Raw genomic sequence first — 24,202 nt, 5'->3', positions numbered from 1 at the left:
AATTTATATTAAACCATTACATTATTACTTCCAAAACGCTCAAAAATAGCTTCATCTAATTCAGCTCTATGATCTGGATGTGCAACATCTCTAAGCGATTCTGCTCGTTGTTTTAAAGTTTTACCAAATAACTCTGCAACACCATACTCTGTTGCTACATATCTAGCATGCGCTCTTGTTGTAACCACACCTGCGCCAGGTTTTAACGCTGGTACTATTTTAGAAACGCCTTTTAATGTTGTTGATGTGATTGCTATAATTGGTTTTCCGCCTTTTGATAAAGCAGCACCACGCATAAAGTCCATTTGCCCTCCAACTCCAGAGAACATTCTAGTTCCTATTGAATCGGCACAAACTTGACCAGTAAAATCTATTTCGATAGCTGAGTTAATAGCCGTTACTTTTGGGTTTTGACGAATGACAGCTGTATCATTTACATAAGCAATATCATTCATTTCTATTTCAGGATTATCATCCATGAAATCATACAAACGTCTAGTTCCCATTGCAAATCCTGATATAATTTTATAAGGATTCACTTTTTTCTCTGCACCATTTACAATGCCTTTCTCTACCAAATCAACAATACCTTCAGAGAACATTTCTGTATGTACTCCTAAATTTTTATGATTATGAAGAAAGGTTAACACCGCATTTGGAATACCACCAATACCCATCTGTAGTGTTGCGCCATCTTCAATAATTCCTGCAATGTTTTTACCTATGGCTTTTTCCATTTCAGTTGGTGCCACAAATTTCATTTCATAAATTTCCTCTTCAACTACAACACAAGCATCAAATTTATTTACATGAACCAATGCATCTCCAAACGTACGAGGCATTCTAGAATTAATTTGAGCAATAACTGTTTTGCCTCTTTCAATAGCTGATATTACGATATCTACAGAGACACCTAAAGAACAGAATCCGTGCTTATCTGGTGGCGATACATTTACTAATACCACATCCAAATCCATATAACCTTCACGGAATAAACTTGGAATATCACTTAAAAAGATGGGGATATAATCAACAGTATTACCTACCATTTTTCTAACATTTCCTCCAATAAAGAAAGCGCTCGTATGAAAACTTTCTCTTAATTCAGGATTTGTATATCCGCATTCCCCTTCGGTATGCAAATGGCAAATTTCAACTTTTCTAAGTTCAGGTGCACGAGCCACCATAGCTTTAATTAAAGTTTGAGGTGTTGCGGAACCGCCTTGAATTAACACCCTATTTCCAGATTTAATAAGCTTAACAGCTTCGGAAGCTGACATTACATTTGGAATTTTCATCTTTAAAAATTTTAATTAGTTCGTCTTATATATATTTAGTTTTTATCTTTATCCTAAGAAACTTAATATAATACCTGCTGCAATTGCAGAACCTATAACCCCTGCTACGTTTGGTGCCATAGCATGCATTAATAAATAGTTCTGTGAATCGGCTTTAAGTCCTTCGGCATGTACTACCCTCGCACTATCTGGAACAGCAGATACACCAGCTGCACCAATAAGTGGATTTAATTTATCGTCTCCTTTAAGGAATAAGTTCATGAATTTTGCAAATAATAAACCTCCGCAAGTTGCTATTACAAACGAAATGGCTCCTAAAGCAAATATCATCATAGAATCTTTCGTAATAAAAATATCGGCTTGTGTAGATGCTCCTACTGTAACACCTAACAGAATGGTAACAATATCAATTAACTTAGTACGAGCTGTATCTGCAAGTCTTTCTGTTCTTCCTGATTCTTTAAGTAAATTACCAAAGAATAACATACCTAATAAAGGCAATGCACTAGGCGAAATAAATGTGGTTAATAATAATGCTACAACAGGGAAAATCATTTTTTCCTTTTGAGAAACCGCTCTAGGTGGTTTCATTCTAATTAATCGTTCTTTCTTTGAAGTTAATAACTTCATTAAAGGCGGTTGAATTACTGGTACTAAAGCCATATATGAGTATGCTGCAATGGCAATAGGCCCAATTAAGTTTTTAACCGTAGTACCATCTGCCAATACATTAACACCATTTGCTAATTTTGATGAAAGGAAAATAGCGGTTGGACCATCGGCACCTCCAATAATACCAATTGCACCCGCTTCTGGAAGATTAAATCCTAAATAAAGCGCCCCTAAAAACGTAGCAAATACACCTATTTGTGCCGCAGCACCTAAAAGCATTAACTTAGGGTTTGCAATAAGTGATGAAAAATCGGTCATAGCACCAATTCCTAAAAATATAAGTGGCGGATAGATACCTTTTACAACTCCAAAATAAAGGTAATTTAATACCGATCCTGCTTCATAAATACCAGTTTGATTTCCTGCTACAAATGGAATATTACCGATAATAACCCCTGTACCAATTGGGATTAACAAAAGTGGTTCGTAATCAAATTTAATGCCTAGGTATATAAAAATAATACCTATTAAAATCATTATAAGATTCCCCGATTCTGCATTTGCAAAACCTGTATATTGATAAAATTGTTGGATGCCGTTTATTGCTTCTGAAAGAAAAGTATCTCCAGCAGATACTTCTGAATTTACAACTGTAGTTGAAACTGTTGCTGTAGCAGAATTAGAGTTTAGCCCTAAAACTGGTCTTGCAAAAATAAGTAGCGATAGAACTCCAAATATTAATATTAATTTCTTCATTTTTTTCTTTTTTAGTCACTTAGAAATGAAAAAAAACTTCTTTTTCACCTAGAATGACATTGACTAACTCTATTCTAATTCTATCATCACTTCTCCCTGAAGAACTTGTTGTCCTACTGCTACATTTACAGCCGTAACAACACCTGATTTTTCTGAAACAATATTATTCTCCATCTTCATAGCTTCAAGAACTAACAATTGATCGTTTTCTTTAATAGTATCTCCAACTTTAACATTAAGAGATAAAATAACGCCAGGAATTGGTGCAGAAATTTTAGTTTTAGCCGAAGAACTTGGATTTACTTTTACAGGTTCAACTGGTGCTGCCTTAGAAGGTTTACGCACTAACGTTGGTGTTTTTCGTGCTTTTATTTCTTCTTTCATTTTAACGGAATATTTAGTTCCGTTTACTTCCAACTGTATGGTATTGTTTTCTTGAGAAACAATTTTAACACCGTAACTGTTCTCGTTTATTTTGAATGTGAAATTTTTCATGTCTTTGTCTTTCTTATAAGATTCTTAAAAATCTAAAATCTATTTGTATATGCGCCGTATATTTTAGAACTCCAAGGAGAATATAATTTACGAGCTTGTTTAATAGTTAGTATCGCATTTTCTTTATCATGCTGTACATCTAAATACATGTGAATGGCTACCGATATTGCTGCCGCTATTTCTCCAGTAAACTCTTCATTTACTTTTGGAGAAATCTCTTTAGCCTTTTTATCTGGTCCTTTAGAAATTAATTTATAAACATAAAGCATCATGGGTAATCCAAATTTGAAAACCAATGTTAAAAGCAGTAAGCCACTAAAAACAATTGTTAAACCTGTAACTAGGATTACATATCCTTCGCTTAATGGATCGGTATATAATAGTAAATGCATCATTATAGTGGAATGTTTGAATGTTTCTTAGGTGGATTAACTTCTTTCTTATTAGCCAACAATTCTAAAGCTCTAATAACTCTAAACCTTGTGTTTCTTGGTTCAATAACATCATCAATAAAACCATACTTAGCTGCTACATAAGGATTAGCAAACTTGGTATTATATTCATTTTCTTTTTCTTCGATGAAGTTTTGTTTTTCTTCGGCATTTTCAATTTTACGAATGTTAGAACCTTCTAAAACCTCAACAGCTCCTTTAGCTCCCATAACAGCAATTTCTGCTGTTGGCCATGCATAATTTAAATCGCCTCTTAATTGTTTACAACTCATAACATCATGAGCACCTCCGTAAGATTTACGAAGTGTAATAGTTACTTTTGGCACCGTAGCTTCTCCATAAGCAAATAATAATTTGGCACCATGTAGAATAATACCCGCATATTCTTGTCCTGTTCCTGGTAAAAATCCTGGTACATCTACTAAAGTGACAATAGGAATATTAAAGCCATCGCAGTAACGAACAAATCTAGCTGCTTTTCTAGATGCTTCACAATCTAAAACACCTGCGTAATATTTAGGCTGGTTGGCAACAATACCAACAGAACGCCCATTAAAACGTGCAAAACCAACAACAATATTTCGAGCATAATTTCTATGAACTTCTAAAAACTCACCATTATCTGTTATGGTTGAAATAACATCTAAAATATCATAAGGTTGATTAGCATTTTCTGGAATAATATCATTTAAAACATCATCTAATCTATCAATAGGGTCTGATGTTACAATTGTTGGAGGATCTTCAAGATTATTTGAAGGCAAGTAGCTTAATAATTTTCTAATAAGTATTAAGTTTTCTTCATCATCTTCTGCTAAAAAGTGAGATACCCCAGATTTTGTAGAATGCACTGTTGCACCTCCTAATTGTTCGGTAGTTACAACCTCTCCTGTTACCGCTTGCACAACCTTTGGCCCTGTTACAAACATGTAACTTGTTTTATCGGTCATAATGGTAAAATCTGTTAAAGCAGGCGAATAAACAGCTCCACCAGCACAAGGCCCTAAAATGGACGATATTTGAGGAATAACACCAGAAGCCATAATGTTTCTTTGAAAAATCTCTGCGTATCCAGCAAGCGATCTTACACCTTCTTGAATACGTGCACCACCACTATCATTAAGTCCAATTACAGGTACACCAATTTTCATTGCCATATCCATAACTTTACAAATTTTCAACGCATAGGTTTCTGAAAGTGAACCTCCAAATACTGTAAAATCTTGCGCAAAAAGGTAAACAATTCTACCATCAATGGTTCCATGTCCTGTAACTACCCCATCTGAAAGATAAATTTGTTTATCTAATCCAAATGATTTTGTTCTATGGGTAACGAACATATCAAACTCTTCAAAACTATCGTCATCTAAAAGAATATCAATTCTTTCACGAGCTGTTAACTTTCCTTTAGCATGCTGAGAGTCTATACGCTTTTCGCCACCTCCCATTTTTGCTTTAGCTCTTTTTGCTATGAGTTCGTTTATTTTATCTTGATTTGCCATAAATTTCTATTTTTGCTTATCTACTTTTGTTTACTCAATATTAGTCTTGTTTTGAACATAGCTCTGTAAGAACACCCAAAGTTGATTTTGGATGTAGGAAACCAATATTTAATCCTTCGGCACCTTTTCTAGCTTCTTTATCTATAAGTTTTACACCACGTTCTTCTGCCAACTTTAATGATTCATTAGTATTATCTACTGCAAAGGCTATATGGTGAATTCCTTGCCCTTTTTTAGCAATAAATTTACCTATAGGGCCATCTGGCGATGTGCTTTCTAATAATTCAATTTTTGTATTCCCTACTAAGAAAAAAGCAGTCTTTACTTTTTGATCTGCAACCTCTTCTATTGAATAGCATTTCATTCCTAAAACGTCTTCATAATACTTAATGGATTCTTCTAGATTATCAACTGCAATTCCCAAGTGTTCTATATGTGAAATATTCATAACTAATATGTTTATTATAATATGTTTAGACTTTTAATAATATGCCAAAATTAGAATAGGAGTGTTTTTTAATTCATGATAGATGTCATGTAATCCAATTATTTTCATATAAATATTAACTACAACGTAATAGTCAGGTTAAATTTTCGACTGCATGATGAACAAATAAGTTTATATTTGGAATATGCTTTTAAATCCTACTTTTTTTAAATTGAATAGGATGCCTTTACTCATGGTTTTGGTAAGTTTTCTGTTTTACATATCGTTTGCATACGATTTATTACGTACCGATTATGTAAAATTAATAATGCTTTATACTGCACTATTTTTTTTGTTTTATAAACTAATTCACTTCTTTAAAAGCAACATTAATTTTTTAACTTATTTGGCTTTTGGATTTAGAGCTATTTTCATTTTAGCAATCCCGAATTTATCACAAGATTTTTATCGTTTTATTTGGGATGGACGTATGATTTTAGAGGGTTTTAATCCTTATCTTTTTACTGTAGAATCATTTATATCTAAAGATGTTTTTCCTGTAGCACAAGCACAAGAACTCTATACGGGCATGGGTGTTTTAAATGCGAGTCATTTTACAAACTACCCGCCAATAAACCAATTATGTTTTGTTATCGCCGGTTTGTTTTCAGGCAACAGTATTTTAGGTTCGGCTATCGTTATGCGACTACTTATAATTTTTGCCGATTTTGGAACACTTTACTTTGGAAAAAAGCTTTTAGAAAAGCTAAAACTACCTGTTTACAATATTTTTTGGTATGTTTTAAATCCGTTTATAATTATAGAACTTACAGGTAATCTTCATTTTGAAGGCATCATGATTTTCTTTTTAGTTTGGAGTCTGTATTTATTACATGTTGAAAAATGGCCATGGGCTGCGGTTGTTTTAGCGTTATCAATTTCAACAAAACTGATACCGATAATATTTCTGCCTTTATTTTTTCAGTGGTTTGTGAAACGTGATGATAAAAAATGGATTCCTACCTTCGGAGGCATAACAAAACTTATTAAGTTTTATGGCATTGTAGCCTTCATAACTTTGCTACTATTTCTTCCTTTCTATTCTTCTGAATTTATAAATAACTATACACAAACTGTAGCGCTTTGGTTTCAAAAATTTGAGTTTAATGCCAGTTTATATTATATAGCTAGAGAAATAGGATACACTTTTAGAGGTTATAACGAAATTGAAATTATTGGAAAAGTTATGGCGCTTTTGGTTGTTCTGTTTTCACTCGCTATTAGCTTCTTTAGAAAAAACAAAACAACCGTAGAACTTATTACTGCTATGTTATTGGTTTTAAGTTTTTTTTATTTTACAACCACCACATTACACCCTTGGTACGTAGCTATGCTTTTAATACTTTCGGTATTTACAAAATATAAATTCCCGTTGGTTTGGAGTTTTGTAATTATACTGAGTTACTTGGCGTATATAAACATTAATAAGCAAGATAAATCTGAGAATTTATGGATTATTGGATTAGAATACACCATAGTTTATGGCGTATTTATTTGGGAAGTGTTTTATAAAAAACAGCTTAATAATAAAGCAAGTAAATTTAACCTAACAATAAATTAAACGCATTTATTGTAGCTTTTAGTTAACTAAATTCTATTTAGTATATAAGAAAGACTAAATCTTAAAGAGGCTTTAAGCTTTGTACTGTATAGATAACATCATCACCATCTGCATGTTCTACAAAAGTGATTTTAAATTCTTTATCTATTAAATTTTTATCGGTTTTTAAATTGAATTGACTTAATACTCTTGGGTGCACTTCCTCAAATACTAATTCGTTTCCATTATCGAACCAAAAGGTGTAAAAACCGTTTTCGTAAGACTTAAAAACAGCTGTTTTCATGTATATAAATTTATTGTTTTCTTTTCTTAAAATTCACTATTCTTCTTAATCCATTTTAGGATCTTGAACAGCTTCTGGATTATTATTATCTAGTTCTTCATAATCATCTTCATCGTAATTTTGCATAGTAGTCGCTAACTTAGAACTTACTTTTACCAAATATTTAGTGTCCTCAGTTGTAACTTCTACAGCTTCAATTAAATCATTATGATGATTTCTAAACGAAATAATATGATCATCATCATAGCCATCAGGATACTTAGCAACTAATAAAGCTAAAATCTCGGGTGTCAGTTTTTTAAAATCAACAATGACACGTTTTAAATTATCATTTCTATGTTTCATGGTTAGTTATTTTTTTAATTTGGTTGGTTTACATACCCAAAAGATAAGCAAAAATTAAAGGTGCAACAATAGTTGCATCACTTTCTATGATAAATTTTGGTGTATTAATATCTAATTTCCCCCAAGTAATTTTCTCGTTTGGTACCGCTCCAGAATATGAGCCATAACTGGTTGTTGAATCGCTAATTTGGCAAAAATAACTCCAGAAAGGCGTATCTGTACGTTCCATATCTTGGTACAACATAGGCACGACACATATTGGAAAATCACCTGCAATACCGCCTCCTATTTGAAAAAACCCAATACCATTTTTAGAATTATTAGTATACCAATCGGCTAAAAATGTCATGTATTCTATTCCAGATTTCATGGTACTTGCCTGCAATTCTCCTTTTAAAACATAGCTTGCAAAAATATTACCCATAGTACTATCTTCCCATCCTGGACAAACAATTGGTAAGTTTTTTTCGGCAGCAGCATACATCCAAGAATCTTTTAAATCAATTTCATAATACTGTTCTAACACGCCAGATAATAACATTTTGTACATGTACTCATGTGGTAAATAACGTTCACCTTTAGCTTCGGCATCTTTCCAAATTTCAAAAATATGCTCTTGCAAACGTCTAAAAGCCTCTTCTTCAGGGATACAAGTATCGGTAACTCTATTTAATCCTTTTTCTAACAAACCCCATTCTTCTTGTGGTGTTAAATCGCGATAATTTGGTACACGTTTATAATGAGAGTGTGCTACTAAATTCATGATATCTTCTTCAAGATTGGCACCTGTACAAGAAATAATTTGCACTTTGTCTTGACGAATCATTTCTGCAAAACTCTTACCTAACTCTGCAGTACTCATAGCTCCTGCAAGCGACACTAACATTTTTGCACCAGAATTCAACTGGGCTTCATACCCTTTTGCTGCATCAACTAAAGCTGCTGCATTAAAGTGTAAATAATGTTTTTCTATAAATTGAGAAATTGGTCCTTTAGTACTCATCGTCCTCGTTGAATTTAGAAGTGTTATTTTTTTGTTTTAAATTATTAAATGTACTCTCGTAGTCATCATCTATAGATTCATCCATAAATTTATAACTTAACATTTTATAATACAATTTTGCCGCTAAAAAATCTGAAGATTTTTCTTTTTTGTTTGGACATAACTCGACGATATCGAATCCTACCACGTTTTTTTCAGCAAATACTTGTTTTAAAAAATCTAAAGTTTCATACCATAATAAACCACCTGGTTCTGGAGTTCCTGTACTTGGCATGATAGATGGATCGAACGCATCTAAATCGAATGTAATAAATACATTATCTGTCATTTGATCGATCGCTGAATCCATCCAAGTATCATCAACTGCCATATCGTGAGCAAAATAAGTTTTCTCTTCATCCATTACAGTTTTCTCCATAATGTCCATAGAACGAATGCCTACTTGAATTAAATTGGTTGTTTGGCTTGCTTCATAAACAGCACAAGCATGATTGCAAGTAGAACCATCGTATTCTTTTCTTAAATCGGCATGGGCATCAATATGTAACACCGTTAAACTTGGATACATTTCGTTAAACGCACGAATGGTTCCAATAGAAATAGAATGTTCGCCACCAAAAACGGTTACAAACTTATTTTTTTTGATGTATTTTTTTGTTGCTTTGTGCACCGCTTCTACCATAGCTTCTGGTGATGCATCTTCTGTAACTGCATCTGCTAAAAACACACCTTGTTGATATACTTCGGTACCGGTTTCTATATCATATAATTCCATGTTTTCAGATGCATCTAAAAAAGCATCAGGACCTTTATCTGCTCCTTTTTGCCATGTACTTGTACCATCATAAGGCACAGGAATTAAAACAATTTTTGCGCGTTCTAATTTTGCAAACTCTTCTGGTATTCCAGCATAAGTATTATTGCTCATAACCTAAAATTTTAAGTAAGTCTTCACTTTTTTGTTGTTCACTAAATAATTTTGTTGTGATATTTCCATTAGTATCTCTATCAATTAAAATATGCTTAGGAGACGGAATTAAGCAATGCTGCAAACCACCATAACCACCAATAGTTTCTTGATAAGCTCCTGTGTTAAAAAAACCGATATATAAAGGTTTATCTTTATTATATTTTGGTAAGTAAATAGCATTCATATGCTGCTCGCTATTATAATAATCGTCACTATCACAGGTTAAACCTCCCAATAATACACGCTCGTAACTATCTTGCCACCTATTAATAGGTAGTAAAACAAAACGTTTATTTATAGCCCAAGTATCTGGCAATGTTGTAATGAAAGACGAATTAATCATATTCCACTTTTCACGATCGTTCTGTTGTTTTTGATACAAGACTTCATAAATAGCACCACCACTTTCTCCAACAGTAAAACTTCCAAATTCTGTAAAAATATTTGGTACATCTACCTCTTCCTCTTCACAAACTAATTTAATTTGATTAACAATTTCATCAATCATATACTCATAATCAAACTCGAAACCTAACGAGTTTTTTATAGGAAACCCTCCGCCAATATTTAAACTATCTAACGACGGACAAATCTTTTTTAAACTGGTATAAACCTTTAAACATTTATGGAGTTCGTTCCAGTAATACGCATTATCTCTAATACCTGTATTTATAAAAAAGTGAAGCATTTTAAGAGACACCTTTTTATTATTCAGAATTTGATTCTTATAAAAAGGAACAATGTTTTTATAGCCAATTCCTAAACGCGATGTGTAAAACTCAAACTTAGGCTCTTCTTCTGAAGCTATTCTAATACCAACATTAAAGTCTCCATCAATTTTTTCAGACAGTAAATCAATTTCCTCATAATTATCAATAATAGGAATGGCATTTTTATGTCCGTTATTAATTAACCTAGCAATATTAGTAATGTATTGTGCGCGTTTAAAACCATTGCTAATTACAAATGTATCATTGGTAATTTTACCTTCTGCTTTTAAACTTTCAACAATATCAATATCAAATGCCGAAGACGTTTCAATATGAATATTATTCTTTAAAGCAGTGTCTAATACATGTTTAAAATGCGAACTCTTTGTACAATAGCAATAGTTGTAATTACCTTTGTAATTATGTTTCTCAATAGCATTAGCAAACCACCTCTTCGCTTTATTAATATTATTAGATATTTGCGGTAAATAAGTGAATTTTAATGGTGCTCCATATTCTTTTGCCAATTGCATTAAATCTATATCATGAAAATGCAATTGTCCGTTATTTACAGTAAATTCCTCTTGAGGAAAATCAAAAGTTTGATTTATTAAATCAATATATTTAGTATTCAATTTATTTTTTATAAAAGGTTAAAGATGTAATTGGTGTATGAACTACACGTTAAGCGAATAAAAAATAAACAATATCAAATACGGATTTGTTTTTTTGTAGTTGGCACAAAAAAGTATTGATGCTGGCTAGCATCTAATGCAGATACGGAAGTTAGCTTTAAAATTCGGTCACTTAATCTGTAAGCTGCTTTTGAATATAACTTCCTATTTTTCAAAAGCCCGAACATATAAACAAAGTTCAAAGTGTTCAGCTAATAATATTACAAATGAAATATTTTTTTTGGACTTTTTTACTTTTTTTTCAAAAAATTTTAAAAGCACTAAAACCATAACCAAAAACAGTAAAACGCTATCAATTAAACAAATAAAAATTTATTAGTTGTCGTCTTTTCATTTATGTCTCACAAAAAGTTCCTCTACTACCTTATTAATACAAAAACTCAACATAAAAAAAGAGGTGCGATTAAAAAATCACACCTCTCTCTTAATTAATAAAAAATTAAAATATCTTCTATTTTATAGCATCTTCAATGTATTCAATTCCTGCTCGGTTAAATGTTTCCAGCTACCGCGTGGAATATCTTTTTTGGTAAGATGACCAATAGCAACACAATCTAAATTAACTACTTCGTAATGTAAATAATCAAAAATAGTTCTAATAATAATGTTACCAGTGTTCTTAATTTTTAAGCCAATTTCTTTTTTAGAAGCACCATCAATATAGCTAATCTCTTCAACAGCTATAAGCTTTCCTTCTACTTTAAAACCTTCTTGAATTTTCTTTAAATCTTCAAGTCTTAAATTTTTATTTAATTCTATATGAAATAAACGAGCAACGCCTGTTTTAGAATTTGTAAACTTATCGGCAATAACATCATCATTAGTAAAAAACAATAAACCTTTAGAGTTTCTTCCTAAGCGCCCAATTGGTTTTATACGAGACGATGTCGCATTGGCTACCAAATCCATAACGGTTCTACCTTTACCTTCACTTGTTGTTGTAGCAAAACCTTTTGGTTTATTAAGTAACACATAGGCTTTTTGCTCTGGATTAATACGTGCTCCATCATAACGCACCTCATCATCCAATTTTACTTTGTAACCCATTTCGTTAATTACCTTACCATTAACAGTTACCAAACCTATAGCAATATGCTCATCGGCTTCACGACGTGAACAGATTCCTGAATTAGCGATATATTTATTAAGCCTAATCTCGTTTGGATTGCTCGGTTTTTTAGGTTTAGGTGTTGATGATGCCCCACCCTTTTTTATAGGTGCATTTCCTCTTGCATAACTCTTTCCTTTACTAGTATCACCACCTCTACCTGATGGTTTTCCTTTTCCTTTACTACCTTGATGCCTATTCATTGATTACAAAATTTTTGCAAAGATACAGAAAGCTTTATTGCTTTCAATCTTCAAAATAACAAATCTAAAATTACGATTTTTTATATCCGATTTAAAATAACTCCAACATCTATTAATAAAAGACTAAAAACACCTGTTAGAATTATAAATTTAAGAATATTATGAAGTATTAAATAATGTGTTTTAGTATTCGATTTCCATAAAATAATCAGAAACAAAATCAATAAAACAACACTTAAATAAAAGAAATAATACATATATCCAATCTCATATTTATATAACAAAAAGTATGTTGGTATTAATGTAAATCCTGCTAAAACAGTTAACATTATTTTTGATGCTTTTTCGCCATAAAGAATTGGAATGGTATGATAATCCTGAACTAAATCGCCTTTAATGTTTTCTAAATCTTTAGTAAGTTCTCGCATAGAAATAATTAAAAACAAAAACATAGCATGCACAAAAACAACATGCTCAAAATTTTTGTAATACATGAAAATAGCGAAAAACGGTGTGATAGTTAAAATAGCAGATGTTAGATTACCTATAAATGCGAGTTTTTTTAATTTATGTGAGTAAAACCAAATACCAAAAATATAAAGCGCAAAGAAAATAACTGCCCTAAAAGACACATAACTAGCCATAACAACTGCCATGAAATTAAGCACAAAATAAAATGACAATTTTGTGTTTTGACTTACCAGTCTATCTAACTTAGATTTAAAAGGCTTATTGATTAAATCTTTTTCTGAATCGTAAAAATTATTAATAATATATCCTGCTGCAATAGTTACTGAAGATGCTAAAACAAGCATTAATAAATTAACATCGAAAAGAACTGATTTTAAAGGCTTATCATGTGCCAACACATATACAGATGTGATGTATTGAGCAATAACCACAATAAGAATATTGTAGCCTCTAACTACAGAAAACATACTAAAAAATTTAAGTAAAATATGTTTCTGTTTTCTGCTTAACATAAAAACGTATTTGAAAAATGCTTGGACTTAACTCAATATAGCAAGCTTAGTAATTAGAAATTATAAACGACTTCTAATTTATAATCTGAAAGTGATTGTTTTGCTTTTTTAATATCTTCAGTAAAACCAAGGATATAACCACCACCGCCAGAGCCACAAAGTTTTAAGTAGTACTCGTTCGTATCAATACCCTTTTTCCAAAGTTCATGAAACTGATGTGGAATCATAGGTTTAAAATGGCTTAAAACAACTTTAGAAAGTTGTTTCGTATTACTAAACAAAGACTTGATATCTCCCTTTAAAAAATCGTCTACACAAGCATCAGTATATTTTATAAATTGATTTTTAAGCATACTACGGAAACCTTCTTGTTTCATGTTTTCCATAAACAAACTCACCATAGGAGCCGTTTCTCCAATAATACCACTATCAATTAAAAACACAGCGCCTTTTCCATCACTTTGTGCTGGAATGCCAGTAGCTTCAATATTGTCTTTTGAATTTATAAGAATAGGAATACTTAAATAACTATTTAAAGGATCTAAACCAGATGATTTTCCATGAAAAAAAGATTCCATAGCCGAAAAAATGGTTTTCAACTTTAATAATTTTTCTCTCGTTAAGTTTTCTAGAACTGTAATTTTATCAAAGGCATATTTATCGTAAATAGCAGCTACTAAAGCACCACTACTACCAACACCATAACCTTGAGGAATAGAAGAATCGAAATACATTCCTGAATTCACATCGCTTAATAAGGCTTCATTATTAAAACGCACTAAATCATTATCAATACTTTGAATATGTTCAGCAAAACGTTTTAAACTTATATTAGATTGGATAGCTTCTTCTGAAGGATTTTCATCTTTCTTTAAAGCACCATTATAGAAACTGTAAGGAATAGATAAACCTTTAGAATCTTTTATGATTCCATATTCTCCGAAGAGTAATATTTTTGAGTAAAATAAAGGTCCTTTCATATTTTTATAATTATTGTTTTCTAACAACTTTTAAATTGGGTTTTACAAAATTACAACAGTTTTGCTCCAAAACCAATTCTATCATTAATATAGTGACCTTTTTGACAAAATGCAACTAATTCATTTTGAATGAATTCCAAAACCTGTTTACATTCATTTTCAGGATACAAAACATGTACATTGGCTCCAGCATCTAGTGTAAAACACACTTTTGAGCCTGTGCTTTGTCTGAACTCCCATATTTTATTAATAATTTCTAACGTGTTAGGTTTCATTAAAATGAAATACGGCATACTCGTCATCATCATAGCATGAAGCGTTAAGGCTTCACTTTCTACCAAAGCTATAAACGTATCTAAATCGCCACCTTTTAAAATTGAAATGATATCAGAAAGATTTTTATTTGCCTGTTTAAAACGTTCTTGAGCAAATGGATGCCCGTACATTAAATTATGACCAACCGTACTACTTACTTGTTTTTCTCCTTTATCGACTAACAAAATAGTGTCTTGATAGTTTTTGAAATTCTCATGTACTTCAAACGGATATTTTACTCCAAACAAATCAGAACTTCCATCAATTTCATCGTGTTTACCCCAAACTACTAGATCGCCTTCTAAACTTCTGCAAGCACTTCCTGAACCCAACCTTGCTAAAAAAGATGCTTTTTGAATGAAGAACTCATCAGAGACACTTCCTCCTAATTCTTTTTCAATACTCATTAAACACAACGCTAAGGCACTCATACCTGAAGCCGACGAAGCTATTCCTGAACTATGCGGAAAGGTATTTGATGTTTCAATTTTAAAATGATAGTCTTTCAAAAAAGGCAAATAAGCTTCAATTCGTTTAAAAAACGTTTCAATTTTTGGTTTAAAACCATCTTTGTTTTCATCATCTAAATACACTTCAAAAGAGAAATTATCGTTAGCTTCCTTCTTTGAAAAACTTAATTTAGTTGTCGTCTTACAATCGTTAAGCGTAAAACTTATAGATGGATTTTCAGGAATTTGATGTTCCTTCTTCCCCCAATATTTAACTAAGGCAATATTACTTGGAGACGACCATGTAAAACTTCCACTTTCAATAGAAGCGGTATATGGTTTGGGAATAAATTGTTGTGCTGTCATTTATTAAATTAAAAGACAAAGATAACAACTTAAAAAGAGATTATAATCCATCTCAATTTCCCTTTTATTAATATTCATAACAATAATATAATAATAGGATAAATTATAAATAACTATTTCTAAATCTAGAATAGCTCATTCATTAATAATATTGAATTTGTTTTATAGGCCATATGAAAATCAAAGAATTACCATATTTATTATACAAAAGCGCTACTCTAATTACAAAAAGTGTAAACCAGTTAAAACACTCTAACGCAGAAACGGTACATATTACTATTAGAAGCTTATTAACTCAAAAATGTCTTCCTGAGAAAATTATTTTGTGGTTAAATAACACTTTAAGCAAGCAATCAACTAAAAGCGCTCAAGACCCTATTCATATAATTGGAACTCAATCAATATCTCTTAAAAAGAGATATACTAAACAAGACTACAATAGAACACAATGGCTACAAATCACTAATCATTTTAACTTAAAATTAAATTTTCATGATAAAAAAATCTAGTATATCTGTTATAATAAGTACTTATAATTCTGAAAAGTGGCTAGAAAAAGTACTATGGAGTTATCAGGCTCAAGATTTTAAAAATTTTGAATTAGTTATAGCTGATGATGGTTCTAGAAAAGCTACAGAGACCCTTATAAACTACATGAAATTATTAGTTGATTATGAAATAATTCATGTATGGCAAAAAGATGAAGGCTTTCAAAAATCACGTATCTTAAACAAAGCTATTTTAGCTTGTAATTTCGACTACATATTGATGAGTGATGGCGACTGTATAGTAAGAAAGGATTTTCTAAGTGCCCATGCAAAAAAAAGAAAAAAAGGTTTTTTCTTATCTGGTGGCTATTACAAATTGCCACTAACTATTTCTAAAGCCATATCCAATGAGGATATTTTACAACAATCTTGTTTTAATATTAAATGGTTACGTTCACATGGACTTAAATCTTCTTTTAAAAACAATAAAATAACTGCAAAATCTTTTAAAAGTGAATTTTTAAATACTATTACTCCTACAAAAGCTAGTTGGAATGGACATAATTCTTCTGGATGGAAAGAAGACATTCTTGCTGTAAATGGATTTGATGAACGCATGCAATATGGTGGACAAGATAGAGAATTAGGTGAACGTTTAGTAAACTTAGGTATAAAATCAAAACAAATTAGGTATTCTGCAATCTGCTTACACCTAGATCACCCTAGAGGATATCTGAATCAAAAATCTATTGACAAAAACAAGAGTATCAGAAAAGAAACTAAAAAAAATAAAAAAACATATACTCCTTTTGGAATAAAAAAACACAACAACTTTATTCTTAAAAAAGAAAAAAAAGAGCTAGCATAATAATCAAATCCTTCTTTGGAAAACTCAATTTAGGTATAATTTTACAATTATTAAACGTACAAATCATAGGTTTCAAGGAATTTGACACCCTTCATAACCTAACCTATTTCATTTGACAAAGACAATAACTTTAGCACGGTTTTATAGTTTCTTGTGGTACCTGATACTTTTAATTTTCGTTCGAAGAAATTATTATTACATTTCGCTTTTCCGTAACCTATAGATGAATAGAAATACACACAATTATTGGTGATTACAAATTCTTCATTTGGGTATTGAATTTCTTGTGTTTCTTCAATTAAATTAACATCTGGAACTGCATTTAAAATTGAAAAATAGCTATTTTCTTTTTTTACTTCTGAAAACGGACAGGTATTAAAAATAGCTTTTAGTTCTTCTGAAGTTCTTACTAAAACAGTAACTTCAAACCCAAAGTGATCGAGAATCAATATTTGAATATTATTTTCTAAAGCTTTTTTATTTTCTTCGGAATGTTGAAATATAACGTTACCACTTTGAATATAAGTTTGCACATTTTCTAAACCAAATTTAGAGAGTAACTCACGTAATTCTGCCATAGGGACTTTTTTCTGACCGCTAACATTTATGCCTCGTAATAATGCGATGTATGTATTCATTTATTTCGAAATATTCTGAGCTACAATATAAGCACCTGTCCAAGCATTCTGAAAATTGAATCCACCTGTAACCGCATCAATATTCAACACTTCACCTGCAAAATACAAACCTTTATGAAATTTACTTTCAAAGGTTTTAAAATTAACTTCTTTTAAATTGACTCCTCCTGCTGTTACAAACTCCTCTTTAAACGTGCTTTTACCATCTACACTAAAAACCGCTTTTGTAAGCTGACCTGCTAACACTTCTAATTGCGCTTTATTTAAATCTGCCCAACGTGTTTCGGTAGTCATATTTGAAGCCAGGACTAATTTATGCCAAAGGCGTTTTGGTAAATCAAATTGCGTTGATTTAAACACTGTTTTTTTAGCTAAATCCTGCTTCAGTGTTTTTAAAATATCTAAACAATCATCAAATGCTTGTCTGATAAAATTGACTTCAATTTCAAATTTATAATCTCTCTTTGCAAATTCTATTGCTCCAAAAGCAGATAATTTTAAGATTGATGGCGCACTCATACCCCAATGCGTAATAAGCAGCGGGCCTTCACTCCACAAATCGGTTCCTAAAACTTTCACTTCTACATTTAAAGCGACAACTCCTGGAATATCTTGTATGCGTTCGTCTTTTATGTTAAACGTAAAAAGTGACGGTACAGGTGACGACACCGAATGTCCTAAATCTTCTAAAAGTTTCCATATTTTAGGATTACTTCCTGTTGCTATCAATATTTTTTTTGAGGAAAAAACGTCTTGTGTTGTTTCAATTTGAAATGATTCAGCGTCTTTATCAATTGACTTTACCGAATGATTCATTAAAACCTCAACCTGATGCTTTTCAGCTTCACTTAAAAAACAATCTATAATTGTTTGCGATGAATTTGACACTGGAAACATTCTGCCATCATATTCAATTTTAAGTTCTACACCACGCTTTTCGAACCACTCAATGGTATCACCCGTCATGAATTTATGAAAAGGCCCTAACAGTTCTTTTTCACCACGCGGATAATTCTGAACTAATTCTTGCGGAATAAATTCAGCATGCGTAACATTACAGCGTCCGCCACCAGAAACTTTAACTTTGGTAAGCACTTCCTTTCCGCGTTCTAGAATAGCAACCTTTAAATCAGGGTTTTGTTCAGCAATATTAATGGCAGCAAAAAAGCCTGCCGCACCACCACCAACAACTATTATATCTTTCTCAATCATATTCTATCTGGAAAATCTGAAATTATAGCATCAACGTTATAATCTTTCATTCGTTTAATTACATCTTCATCATTTGCAGTCCATACATTAACATTATACCCCATATCTTTTGCCTTCTTAATATTATTTCTAGTTACAATAGCAATATTTGGATGTATCGCATTGGCTTTAACTATTTCGGCAAACTCTATAGCCTCATCCATATTGGCTTTTGTAAGCACCGCCAATGGCACTTTTGCATTTTGGTTATAAACTTGTTCTAGTTCATGATGTTGAAAACTAGAAACAAGAAAATTGTTGTATGTCCATCCTTGGTAATCTATATATTTTTTAATGATCCTTTCGGTTTCAAATGCTGTATTGCGTCCTTTTAATTCAATATTTAACAAACACTTCCTATCTATAAAATTGATAACTTCTTGCAATGTTGGGATATCAAACTGTTCTTTAACTTGAAACCTTTTTAATTCTGAAAGTGTATATTTTGAAATTTCACCACTAGCATTGGTCATTCTATCTAAAGTAAAATCATGAAATACAACAAGTTCTCCCGAAGCACACTTATGTACATCTATTTCAATGCCATCAACATTAAACTCTAAAGCTTTATTTATAGATGCCATCGTATTTTCAACTACATGCCCCATAGCTCCTCGATGCCCAATACGTAAACAAGATTTTTTCACTTAAATAATTCTTATTAAAAATATCTCTGTAAATTTAGCATTATAAATTATCACAGCCTAAATGAATAAATTTCTTTTATTAGTCATCCTCCTAAATGCTTCTTGCTATAATAACGACTCTAAAATTATAGCCGATTTACCAAAAGATTTAGCAGAAGTTTCAGGAACTGAAACCCTTATTGATTCGGAATTCATTTGGATGCTAAACGATAGTGGCAACAAACCCAAACTTTACGGCGTCAGTAAAAAAGGAAACATAAAAAAAGAGCTAAAAATAAAGGCTAAAAATAACGATTGGGAAGATTTAACTTCCGACAAAGCTGGCAATCTTTATATTGGTGATTTTGGAAACAATCTGAATGAACGCAAAAATTTAGCGATACTTAAAGTAAAACATTCCGATTTAAAAAAGGATAAAACCATTAAAGTAGAACGCATTTCATTTTATTATCCCAACCAAAATAAATTCCCTCCTAAAAAAGACAAAATGTATTTTGATTGCGAAGCGTTCTTTCATTTTAATGACAGTCTTTATTTATTTACTAAGAGCCGAGTAAAAGGTAATCACGGAAAAACAGATGTTTATAAAATCCCAGCTACTAAAGGAAACCATGAAGCTAAATTCGTTGACACTTTCACTACTTGTGAAGATTTAACCTGTTGGACAACCTCTGTAGATATTAGTGATGACGGTAAAAAAATCGCTTTACTAACTCAAAAAGCAGTCTGGATATTTTCAAACTTTAATGCCGATGATTTTTTTAGCGGTAGTATTGAAACTTATAATTTCAGTTCAGAAACTCAAAAAGAAGGTGTTTGTTTTAAAAACAATAACACCCTTTACATTACCGATGAAAGAGCTCATGGTGGTGATGGGAATTTGTATGAGCTTAAGTTGAAATAGTTTAGAGCTTCTTTAATATTATTCTATTTTTTGACCATTCAAGAATACTATAACCAACCATCAAATACCCTACCGTAAATTGATGAGATCCTGAATCAAGTTCAGGATAAAATTAAAACCCAAAACCAACTTTAAACGCTAAGCGCAAACCGTCATCGCCATGAAATGCCGATACGTTAAGCGTTAATATATCTGCAGCATTTGCAAACACACCACCACCAATTGAGGTGTTCCAAGTATTTGAGTTAAACGCCGTGTTATTATTTGAAACTAATTCGTTATCTACCCAAACACGACCATAATCGAAACCTCCATACAACCCGATATTTAAAGGCAGTAATCCTGTTTTCACTTTACGAAGATTTAATCGTAAATCGGTACTTTGATAAAAAGCATTTTTGCCAGAAAATCGTTCGTTTCTATAACCACGCAATCCGTTATTAGCCCCTAAATTTGCCGATTGATAAAACTCAAAATCATCTCCAAAAATAAAATGCGCTTTGGCATTAGTAGCCAAAACCAATTGTCCGCTAGAAACCAATTTATAATCGAAGCCTAACTCCGGAATAAAATATGCAAAGCCTTTTGATTCCTCTAAATTCGATTTATATCCAAGTTGTAAACTCGTTTGCATTCCTAAAGTTGGGAACGCTTCGTTGTCTTTATTTTTATAATTATAAGTCGCTTCAGCTCCAAGAAAATCTTTTTGATTTTCCATACCGTTTGCTATATAAAAATCATTAACAAATCTATCGCTAGTTTCTTCTACTTCAATAGACTCATAACTTAAACCTAGTTTAAAATGCGCTCCTGTACTTCCTCTCCAATTTAATGATGGTGAAAATTTTAATGTACTTAGTTTTACACGGTTATAATCCATACTAAAATTAGCTTCGTCATCAATATTTAAATTAGGTGTACTATTTCCGTAACCAAAGAAATTAATAGCATAATTAGGACTTGTATATTTAACATTTAAACCCAAATTCCACGAACCAACAACATTAGCAAACTCGCCTTGATATTCAAAATCGTACCCGCTTGTAGCAAAATAATATGCCGCAGAAAAGGTATGCTGCGAACTAAATGGGTTACGTTCAAACCCATAATTAGTAAGTGTATTTACAAAGCCTATTTTAAATCCATCATCAGGATTTGCTCCTATAGTTGGCATAAATTGATTCGTCGTGTTTTTAGGTTTGCTATAATCATACACATTGGTTTCATAATCATCCGTTAAGTTTTTCTTCCCTTTATTTGTAGTAAACTCACTTTTCTTAGACTTGTAATCATACATCTTAACCTTCTTACCGTTTTCAACAATATAGGTATCCTTATTTTGCCCACCAACAAGTCGTAATGTTATTAAATCATCTCCTTCACCAAAGACTTTGAACACATCTTCATCATCTAAACCATAAATCCAAAGTTCTTTAGTTTCAGATTTACTATATGTTTTCTCATGCAACAAAGCCCCTTTTTCCCCATCCTTTATTCTATATGCAGTTAATTTTGTTTGTCCGTTTGGCAAACGCTCAATTTCAAACAAATCATCTTTATCGGTTCCTTTTATTAAAGGTGTTTTATTGATGGCTTCATAATATGTATTAGCAATTTCTGGAAGATTTTTAAGTCTTGCTTTCAGTACACGTTTTATTTCTGTTATAGTTTCATCCTGCACTTCTTTTGGAAATGCTTTAAATGCTTTATCAATAACAGCATCGGTTAAATTATTTTGAAGAAACTCCACCTGTTTTTCCCATTGTTTTTTAGTCGTATTAGATAGTAACATCATATCTAATGAAAATGGACTTGAATTAAACCCTTTTACATTTCTAATATCGTCATTAAAGCCTTCCATAAGGTTTAAAGCTGGCACAATTCGGGTTGCTAATTTCATTAAAGCACCATCTCCCATAATAGAAAAAGCTTGATCTCTATCTCTAGGAATAGGTCTATAAACTACTTTACCTGATTCTTTAAATTTCGCCCAACGCCATTGATCGGTATGTCTATCCCAATCTCCAATAGCCATGTCAAACAATCTAGCTCTTAAAAACATATCTTCATCAACTACATATTTTTCATCTTTACGTAGTCTTTTCATTAAATCGCTAGTGCTTTCTATTTTATTGGCATTCCCAAAACTTTTAATATCTCCATGACCATCAGACACATGCTCTTCAATCATATACAATTCATCTCCAAAACTAGCATTAAAACTAGCTAAAGCCTTTTGCTTAGGCACGAAATACAATACCGGGTTTGTATGATATAAGTTAACGGCATCAGACAAACCTCCTGTTACAAATGGTGCGTATGGATAAGAACCTGTGTAAAAATCTTGTAATATGCTCTCGGTTACTGTACCATCAAATTGCCCTTCTATATATTGATCTTTAAAAGCCATAGCTTGTAAATACACCGTCGCACTTTTTCTCATAGCACGCATCACATAACGTTTTCCTTCTTTATTTATTAATTGAAGTGATTTAGATTGATGCCCACCACCTCGTCTTGTTGGTGTTAAACCTCCAAAAAGCGTATCTAAATTTACTGTTGGCACATTTACTTTTGCACCATAATATTTTCTATAACGATCTCCCCAAACGGATTTATAAAAATTACTTTTTTCAATTTCTTTTTCAGAATAAATTGAAGCCGATTCTCTGTTTGGAAATGATGTATTATAATTTTGAATAACATCTTTTTTATCTTCAGGATAGATTTCTGTTTGAAAAATGACTTTATCTGTTTTTGCTGAATAAAACCGAACAAAAGAAGAACCATCTTTAAAAACATCTAATCTAGCAAACCCATTATCGCTAGAAGTAAACGCACCACTTACATTACGTGTTTTTGTGGCTTTAGAACCCGCGCCACTAATAATTTGAGCCAAATTATCTTGCTCTAAATATTGTAAACTATGTTCGTGCCCCGACACAAAAATAACTTTATCATTCTCCTGAGCCAATGTTACAACACGCTTTTTAAAAGCACTATACTTTTGATTTTGTAAATCGGCAGGCGATACACCACTTGTTTTTCTTAATAGATTTTTAAGCGTTCCTAAAACAGGAATCGGTTTTAAATTTGAAGCAAAATCGTATTGCCCTCCATGTGGCCCATTACTAAACATAGGATGATGCAAAGCTATAACGGTTGTTTTACCTCGAGCTTTTTTTATTAAACTTTCTAATTCTTCAAAAAACTTAAATCGTGTTTTAATTTCACAATCATCATTAATCGTTGGATGTTTATCCCAATTTGTAATATACCATTCAGAATCAATAATAATCATAACAACATCATCTGAAATATTAACTTTTTCAATAGGACAACCATTTTCGGGCAGAAAGGTGTTTTTCCCTAGAACCTTTTCTACAAAATTCTCTTGACGCTTTAAGCCTTTTAAACCGTCACTATACCAATCATGATTTCCTGGAATAAAAATAGCTTCTCCCTTAAAATCTTTTACAGCGTTGGTTTGAACGATTAATTGATGTTCGGCAAAAGCACGACTTTCTTCACTCTTTTTTGGCATACCCTTCGGATAAATATTATCGCCTAAAAACAATACCGTACTATTTTCTGAAGCTTTTTTTAAAGTTTCACTAAGATCTTTTATAGCTTTAGACTGAGATCCTAAAGGCGAATTACCACCATCTCCAATTAAATAAAAAGAATGCGCTATTTCCTTGTTAGGAAAAATAGTTTCAGTTTGAGGGGTTTTATATTGAGTCTTATAAGTAGCACATGCATTTAGAATAATGACTGCTACAAATAAGTATGCTGATTTTTTAAACTTCATCATAAGGTTGGTTTAGTTTATC

The 24,202-nt window shown here is 31.8% G+C and carries 23 protein-coding genes; 4 read left to right on the top strand and 19 right to left on the bottom strand.

Annotated elements, in window-relative coordinates; translation table 11 throughout:
* Positions 1-8 precede the first annotated feature (8 nt).
* The 6 genes from ACH5TX_RS15830 to mce form a co-directional block, all read right to left on the bottom strand.
* Positions 9-1,298, bottom strand: a complete 1,290-nt coding sequence (locus ACH5TX_RS15830; RefSeq protein WP_439340458.1) for an acetyl-CoA hydrolase/transferase family protein — start codon at positions 1,296-1,298, stop codon at positions 9-11.
* 48 nt (positions 1,299-1,346) lie between these two features.
* Positions 1,347-2,666: a sodium ion-translocating decarboxylase subunit beta gene (locus tag ACH5TX_RS15825; RefSeq protein WP_439340457.1), complete on the bottom strand. Its 1,320-nt coding sequence runs from the start codon at positions 2,664-2,666 to the stop codon at positions 1,347-1,349.
* A 69-nt stretch (positions 2,667-2,735) separates the two neighbouring features.
* Positions 2,736-3,161: a biotin/lipoyl-containing protein gene (locus tag ACH5TX_RS15820; protein WP_439340456.1), complete on the bottom strand. Its 426-nt coding sequence runs from the start codon at positions 3,159-3,161 to the stop codon at positions 2,736-2,738.
* Between the two features lie 32 nt (positions 3,162-3,193).
* On the bottom strand, positions 3,194-3,556 hold the full coding sequence (locus tag ACH5TX_RS15815) for an OadG family protein (protein ID WP_439340455.1): 363 nt from the start codon (positions 3,554-3,556) through the stop codon (positions 3,194-3,196).
* Positions 3,556-5,115 (bottom strand): acyl-CoA carboxylase subunit beta, encoded by a 1,560-nt coding sequence (locus tag ACH5TX_RS15810; protein ID WP_439340454.1) that lies wholly within the window; start codon positions 5,113-5,115, stop codon positions 3,556-3,558. The genes ACH5TX_RS15815 and ACH5TX_RS15810 overlap by 1 nt, the downstream gene beginning before the upstream one ends.
* Positions 5,116-5,155: 40 nt before the next feature.
* On the bottom strand, positions 5,156-5,563 hold the full coding sequence (gene mce / locus ACH5TX_RS15805) for a methylmalonyl-CoA epimerase (protein WP_439340453.1): 408 nt from the start codon (positions 5,561-5,563) through the stop codon (positions 5,156-5,158).
* Between the two features lie 220 nt (positions 5,564-5,783).
* Between mce and ACH5TX_RS15800 the strand changes: the two genes are divergently transcribed.
* On the top strand, positions 5,784-7,163 hold the full coding sequence (locus ACH5TX_RS15800) for an MptA/MptB family glycosyltransferase (protein ID WP_439340452.1): 1,380 nt from the start codon (positions 5,784-5,786) through the stop codon (positions 7,161-7,163).
* Positions 7,164-7,224: 61 nt separating this feature from the next.
* Here ACH5TX_RS15800 and ACH5TX_RS15795 read toward each other — a convergent pair whose 3' ends face one another.
* The 9 genes from ACH5TX_RS15795 to mvaD form a co-directional block, all read right to left on the bottom strand.
* A complete protein-coding gene (locus ACH5TX_RS15795) occupies positions 7,225-7,446 on the bottom strand; it encodes a hypothetical protein (RefSeq protein ID WP_439340451.1) in 222 nt (73 codons plus the stop codon).
* A 45-nt stretch (positions 7,447-7,491) separates the two neighbouring features.
* Positions 7,492-7,791, bottom strand: a complete 300-nt coding sequence (locus ACH5TX_RS15790) for a hypothetical protein (protein WP_439340450.1) — start codon at positions 7,789-7,791, stop codon at positions 7,492-7,494.
* Positions 7,792-7,819: 28 nt separating this feature from the next.
* A complete protein-coding gene (locus ACH5TX_RS15785; RefSeq protein WP_439340449.1) occupies positions 7,820-8,794 on the bottom strand; it encodes a deoxyhypusine synthase family protein in 975 nt (324 codons plus the stop codon).
* Complete coding sequence (gene speB, locus ACH5TX_RS15780; RefSeq protein ID WP_439340448.1) at positions 8,784-9,722, bottom strand: agmatinase; 939 nt, start codon at positions 9,720-9,722, stop codon at positions 8,784-8,786. The genes ACH5TX_RS15785 and speB overlap by 11 nt, the downstream gene beginning before the upstream one ends.
* Positions 9,712-11,109, bottom strand: a complete 1,398-nt coding sequence (locus ACH5TX_RS15775; protein ID WP_439340447.1) for an arginine decarboxylase — start codon at positions 11,107-11,109, stop codon at positions 9,712-9,714. Before ACH5TX_RS15775 ends, speB begins: the two co-directional genes overlap by 11 nt.
* Before the next feature lie 516 nt (positions 11,110-11,625).
* Positions 11,626-12,480 carry a pseudouridine synthase gene (locus tag ACH5TX_RS15770; RefSeq protein ID WP_439336823.1) on the bottom strand — a complete coding sequence of 285 codons (855 nt, stop codon included), beginning with the start codon at positions 12,478-12,480 and terminating at the stop codon, positions 11,626-11,628.
* Between the two features lie 80 nt (positions 12,481-12,560).
* A complete protein-coding gene (locus tag ACH5TX_RS15765; protein WP_439340446.1) occupies positions 12,561-13,463 on the bottom strand; it encodes a geranylgeranylglycerol-phosphate geranylgeranyltransferase in 903 nt (300 codons plus the stop codon).
* 53 nt (positions 13,464-13,516) lie between these two features.
* Positions 13,517-14,443: a mevalonate kinase family protein gene (locus ACH5TX_RS15760; protein ID WP_439340445.1), complete on the bottom strand. Its 927-nt coding sequence runs from the start codon at positions 14,441-14,443 to the stop codon at positions 13,517-13,519.
* Between the two features lie 50 nt (positions 14,444-14,493).
* On the bottom strand, positions 14,494-15,573 hold the full coding sequence (mvaD, locus tag ACH5TX_RS15755; protein ID WP_439340444.1) for a diphosphomevalonate decarboxylase: 1,080 nt from the start codon (positions 15,571-15,573) through the stop codon (positions 14,494-14,496).
* A 173-nt stretch (positions 15,574-15,746) separates the two neighbouring features.
* On the opposite strand from mvaD, the gene ACH5TX_RS15750 reads away from it, so the two are divergent.
* Positions 15,747-16,082 carry a hypothetical protein gene (locus ACH5TX_RS15750; protein WP_439340443.1) on the top strand — a complete coding sequence of 112 codons (336 nt, stop codon included), beginning with the start codon at positions 15,747-15,749 and terminating at the stop codon, positions 16,080-16,082.
* Positions 16,066-16,929 (top strand): glycosyltransferase family 2 protein, encoded by an 864-nt coding sequence (locus tag ACH5TX_RS15745; protein WP_439340442.1) that lies wholly within the window; start codon positions 16,066-16,068, stop codon positions 16,927-16,929. Before ACH5TX_RS15750 ends, ACH5TX_RS15745 begins: the two co-directional genes overlap by 17 nt.
* A gap of 98 nt (positions 16,930-17,027) precedes the next feature.
* Here the strand turns inward: ACH5TX_RS15745 and ACH5TX_RS15740 are convergent, their stop codons facing one another.
* The 3 genes from ACH5TX_RS15740 to ACH5TX_RS15730 are packed head-to-tail and all read right to left on the bottom strand — an operon-like array spanning position 17,028 to position 19,465.
* A complete protein-coding gene (locus ACH5TX_RS15740; RefSeq protein WP_439340441.1) occupies positions 17,028-17,567 on the bottom strand; it encodes a DUF1697 domain-containing protein in 540 nt (179 codons plus the stop codon).
* A complete protein-coding gene (locus ACH5TX_RS15735) occupies positions 17,568-18,779 on the bottom strand; it encodes a BaiN/RdsA family NAD(P)/FAD-dependent oxidoreductase (protein WP_439340440.1) in 1,212 nt (403 codons plus the stop codon). It lies immediately after the preceding gene.
* Entirely contained in the window at positions 18,776-19,465 is a 690-nt protein-coding gene (locus ACH5TX_RS15730) for a glycerophosphodiester phosphodiesterase (RefSeq protein ID WP_439340439.1), read from the bottom strand. The genes ACH5TX_RS15735 and ACH5TX_RS15730 overlap by 4 nt, the downstream gene beginning before the upstream one ends.
* A gap of 61 nt (positions 19,466-19,526) precedes the next feature.
* Here ACH5TX_RS15730 and ACH5TX_RS15725 point away from each other — a divergent pair, with 61 nt between their 5' ends.
* Positions 19,527-20,369, top strand: a complete 843-nt coding sequence (locus ACH5TX_RS15725; protein WP_439340438.1) for a hypothetical protein — start codon at positions 19,527-19,529, stop codon at positions 20,367-20,369.
* A gap of 112 nt (positions 20,370-20,481) precedes the next feature.
* Here ACH5TX_RS15725 and ACH5TX_RS15720 read toward each other — a convergent pair whose 3' ends face one another.
* On the bottom strand, positions 20,482-24,183 hold the full coding sequence (locus tag ACH5TX_RS15720; RefSeq protein WP_439340437.1) for a metallophosphoesterase: 3,702 nt from the start codon (positions 24,181-24,183) through the stop codon (positions 20,482-20,484).
* Positions 24,184-24,202 lie beyond the last annotated feature (19 nt).

The organism is Thalassobellus citreus (assembly GCF_044385915.1).
Lineage (GTDB): Bacteria > Bacteroidota > Bacteroidia > Flavobacteriales > Flavobacteriaceae > Thalassobellus > Thalassobellus citreus.
The sequence above is the reverse complement of the archived record's forward strand: the minus strand, read 5'-3'. Positions and strand labels throughout refer to the sequence as shown.

Excerpts from the sequence above, each read along its gene's own strand:
- ACH5TX_RS15830 (WP_439340458.1), bottom strand. The coding sequence starts at position 1,298 with ATGAAAATTCCAAATGTAATGTCAGCTTCCGAAGCTGTTAAGCTTATT.
- ACH5TX_RS15825 (WP_439340457.1), bottom strand. The coding sequence starts at position 2,666 with ATGAAGAAATTAATATTAATATTTGGAGTTCTATCGCTACTTATTTTT.
- ACH5TX_RS15820 (WP_439340456.1), bottom strand. The coding sequence starts at position 3,161 with ATGAAAAATTTCACATTCAAAATAAACGAGAACAGTTACGGTGTTAAA.
- ACH5TX_RS15815 (WP_439340455.1), bottom strand. The coding sequence starts at position 3,556 with ATGATGCATTTACTATTATATACCGATCCATTAAGCGAAGGATATGTA.
- ACH5TX_RS15810 (WP_439340454.1), bottom strand. The coding sequence starts at position 5,115 with ATGGCAAATCAAGATAAAATAAACGAACTCATAGCAAAAAGAGCTAAA.
- mce (WP_439340453.1), bottom strand. The coding sequence starts at position 5,563 with ATGAATATTTCACATATAGAACACTTGGGAATTGCAGTTGATAATCTA.
- ACH5TX_RS15800 (WP_439340452.1), top strand. The coding sequence starts at position 5,784 with ATGCCTTTACTCATGGTTTTGGTAAGTTTTCTGTTTTACATATCGTTT.
- ACH5TX_RS15795 (WP_439340451.1), bottom strand. The coding sequence starts at position 7,446 with ATGAAAACAGCTGTTTTTAAGTCTTACGAAAACGGTTTTTACACCTTT.
- ACH5TX_RS15790 (WP_439340450.1), bottom strand. The coding sequence starts at position 7,791 with ATGAAACATAGAAATGATAATTTAAAACGTGTCATTGTTGATTTTAAA.
- ACH5TX_RS15785 (WP_439340449.1), bottom strand. The coding sequence starts at position 8,794 with ATGAGTACTAAAGGACCAATTTCTCAATTTATAGAAAAACATTATTTA.
- speB (WP_439340448.1), bottom strand. The coding sequence starts at position 9,722 with ATGAGCAATAATACTTATGCTGGAATACCAGAAGAGTTTGCAAAATTA.
- ACH5TX_RS15770 (WP_439336823.1), bottom strand. The coding sequence starts at position 12,480 with ATGAATAGGCATCAAGGTAGTAAAGGAAAAGGAAAACCATCAGGTAGA.
- ACH5TX_RS15765 (WP_439340446.1), bottom strand. The coding sequence starts at position 13,463 with ATGTTAAGCAGAAAACAGAAACATATTTTACTTAAATTTTTTAGTATG.
- ACH5TX_RS15760 (WP_439340445.1), bottom strand. The coding sequence starts at position 14,443 with ATGAAAGGACCTTTATTTTACTCAAAAATATTACTCTTCGGAGAATAT.
- mvaD (WP_439340444.1), bottom strand. The coding sequence starts at position 15,573 with ATGACAGCACAACAATTTATTCCCAAACCATATACCGCTTCTATTGAA.
- ACH5TX_RS15750 (WP_439340443.1), top strand. The coding sequence starts at position 15,747 with ATGAAAATCAAAGAATTACCATATTTATTATACAAAAGCGCTACTCTA.
- ACH5TX_RS15745 (WP_439340442.1), top strand. The coding sequence starts at position 16,066 with ATGATAAAAAAATCTAGTATATCTGTTATAATAAGTACTTATAATTCT.
- ACH5TX_RS15740 (WP_439340441.1), bottom strand. The coding sequence starts at position 17,567 with ATGAATACATACATCGCATTATTACGAGGCATAAATGTTAGCGGTCAG.
- ACH5TX_RS15735 (WP_439340440.1), bottom strand. The coding sequence starts at position 18,779 with ATGATTGAGAAAGATATAATAGTTGTTGGTGGTGGTGCGGCAGGCTTT.
- ACH5TX_RS15725 (WP_439340438.1), top strand. The coding sequence starts at position 19,527 with ATGAATAAATTTCTTTTATTAGTCATCCTCCTAAATGCTTCTTGCTAT.
- ACH5TX_RS15720 (WP_439340437.1), bottom strand. The coding sequence starts at position 24,183 with ATGATGAAGTTTAAAAAATCAGCATACTTATTTGTAGCAGTCATTATT.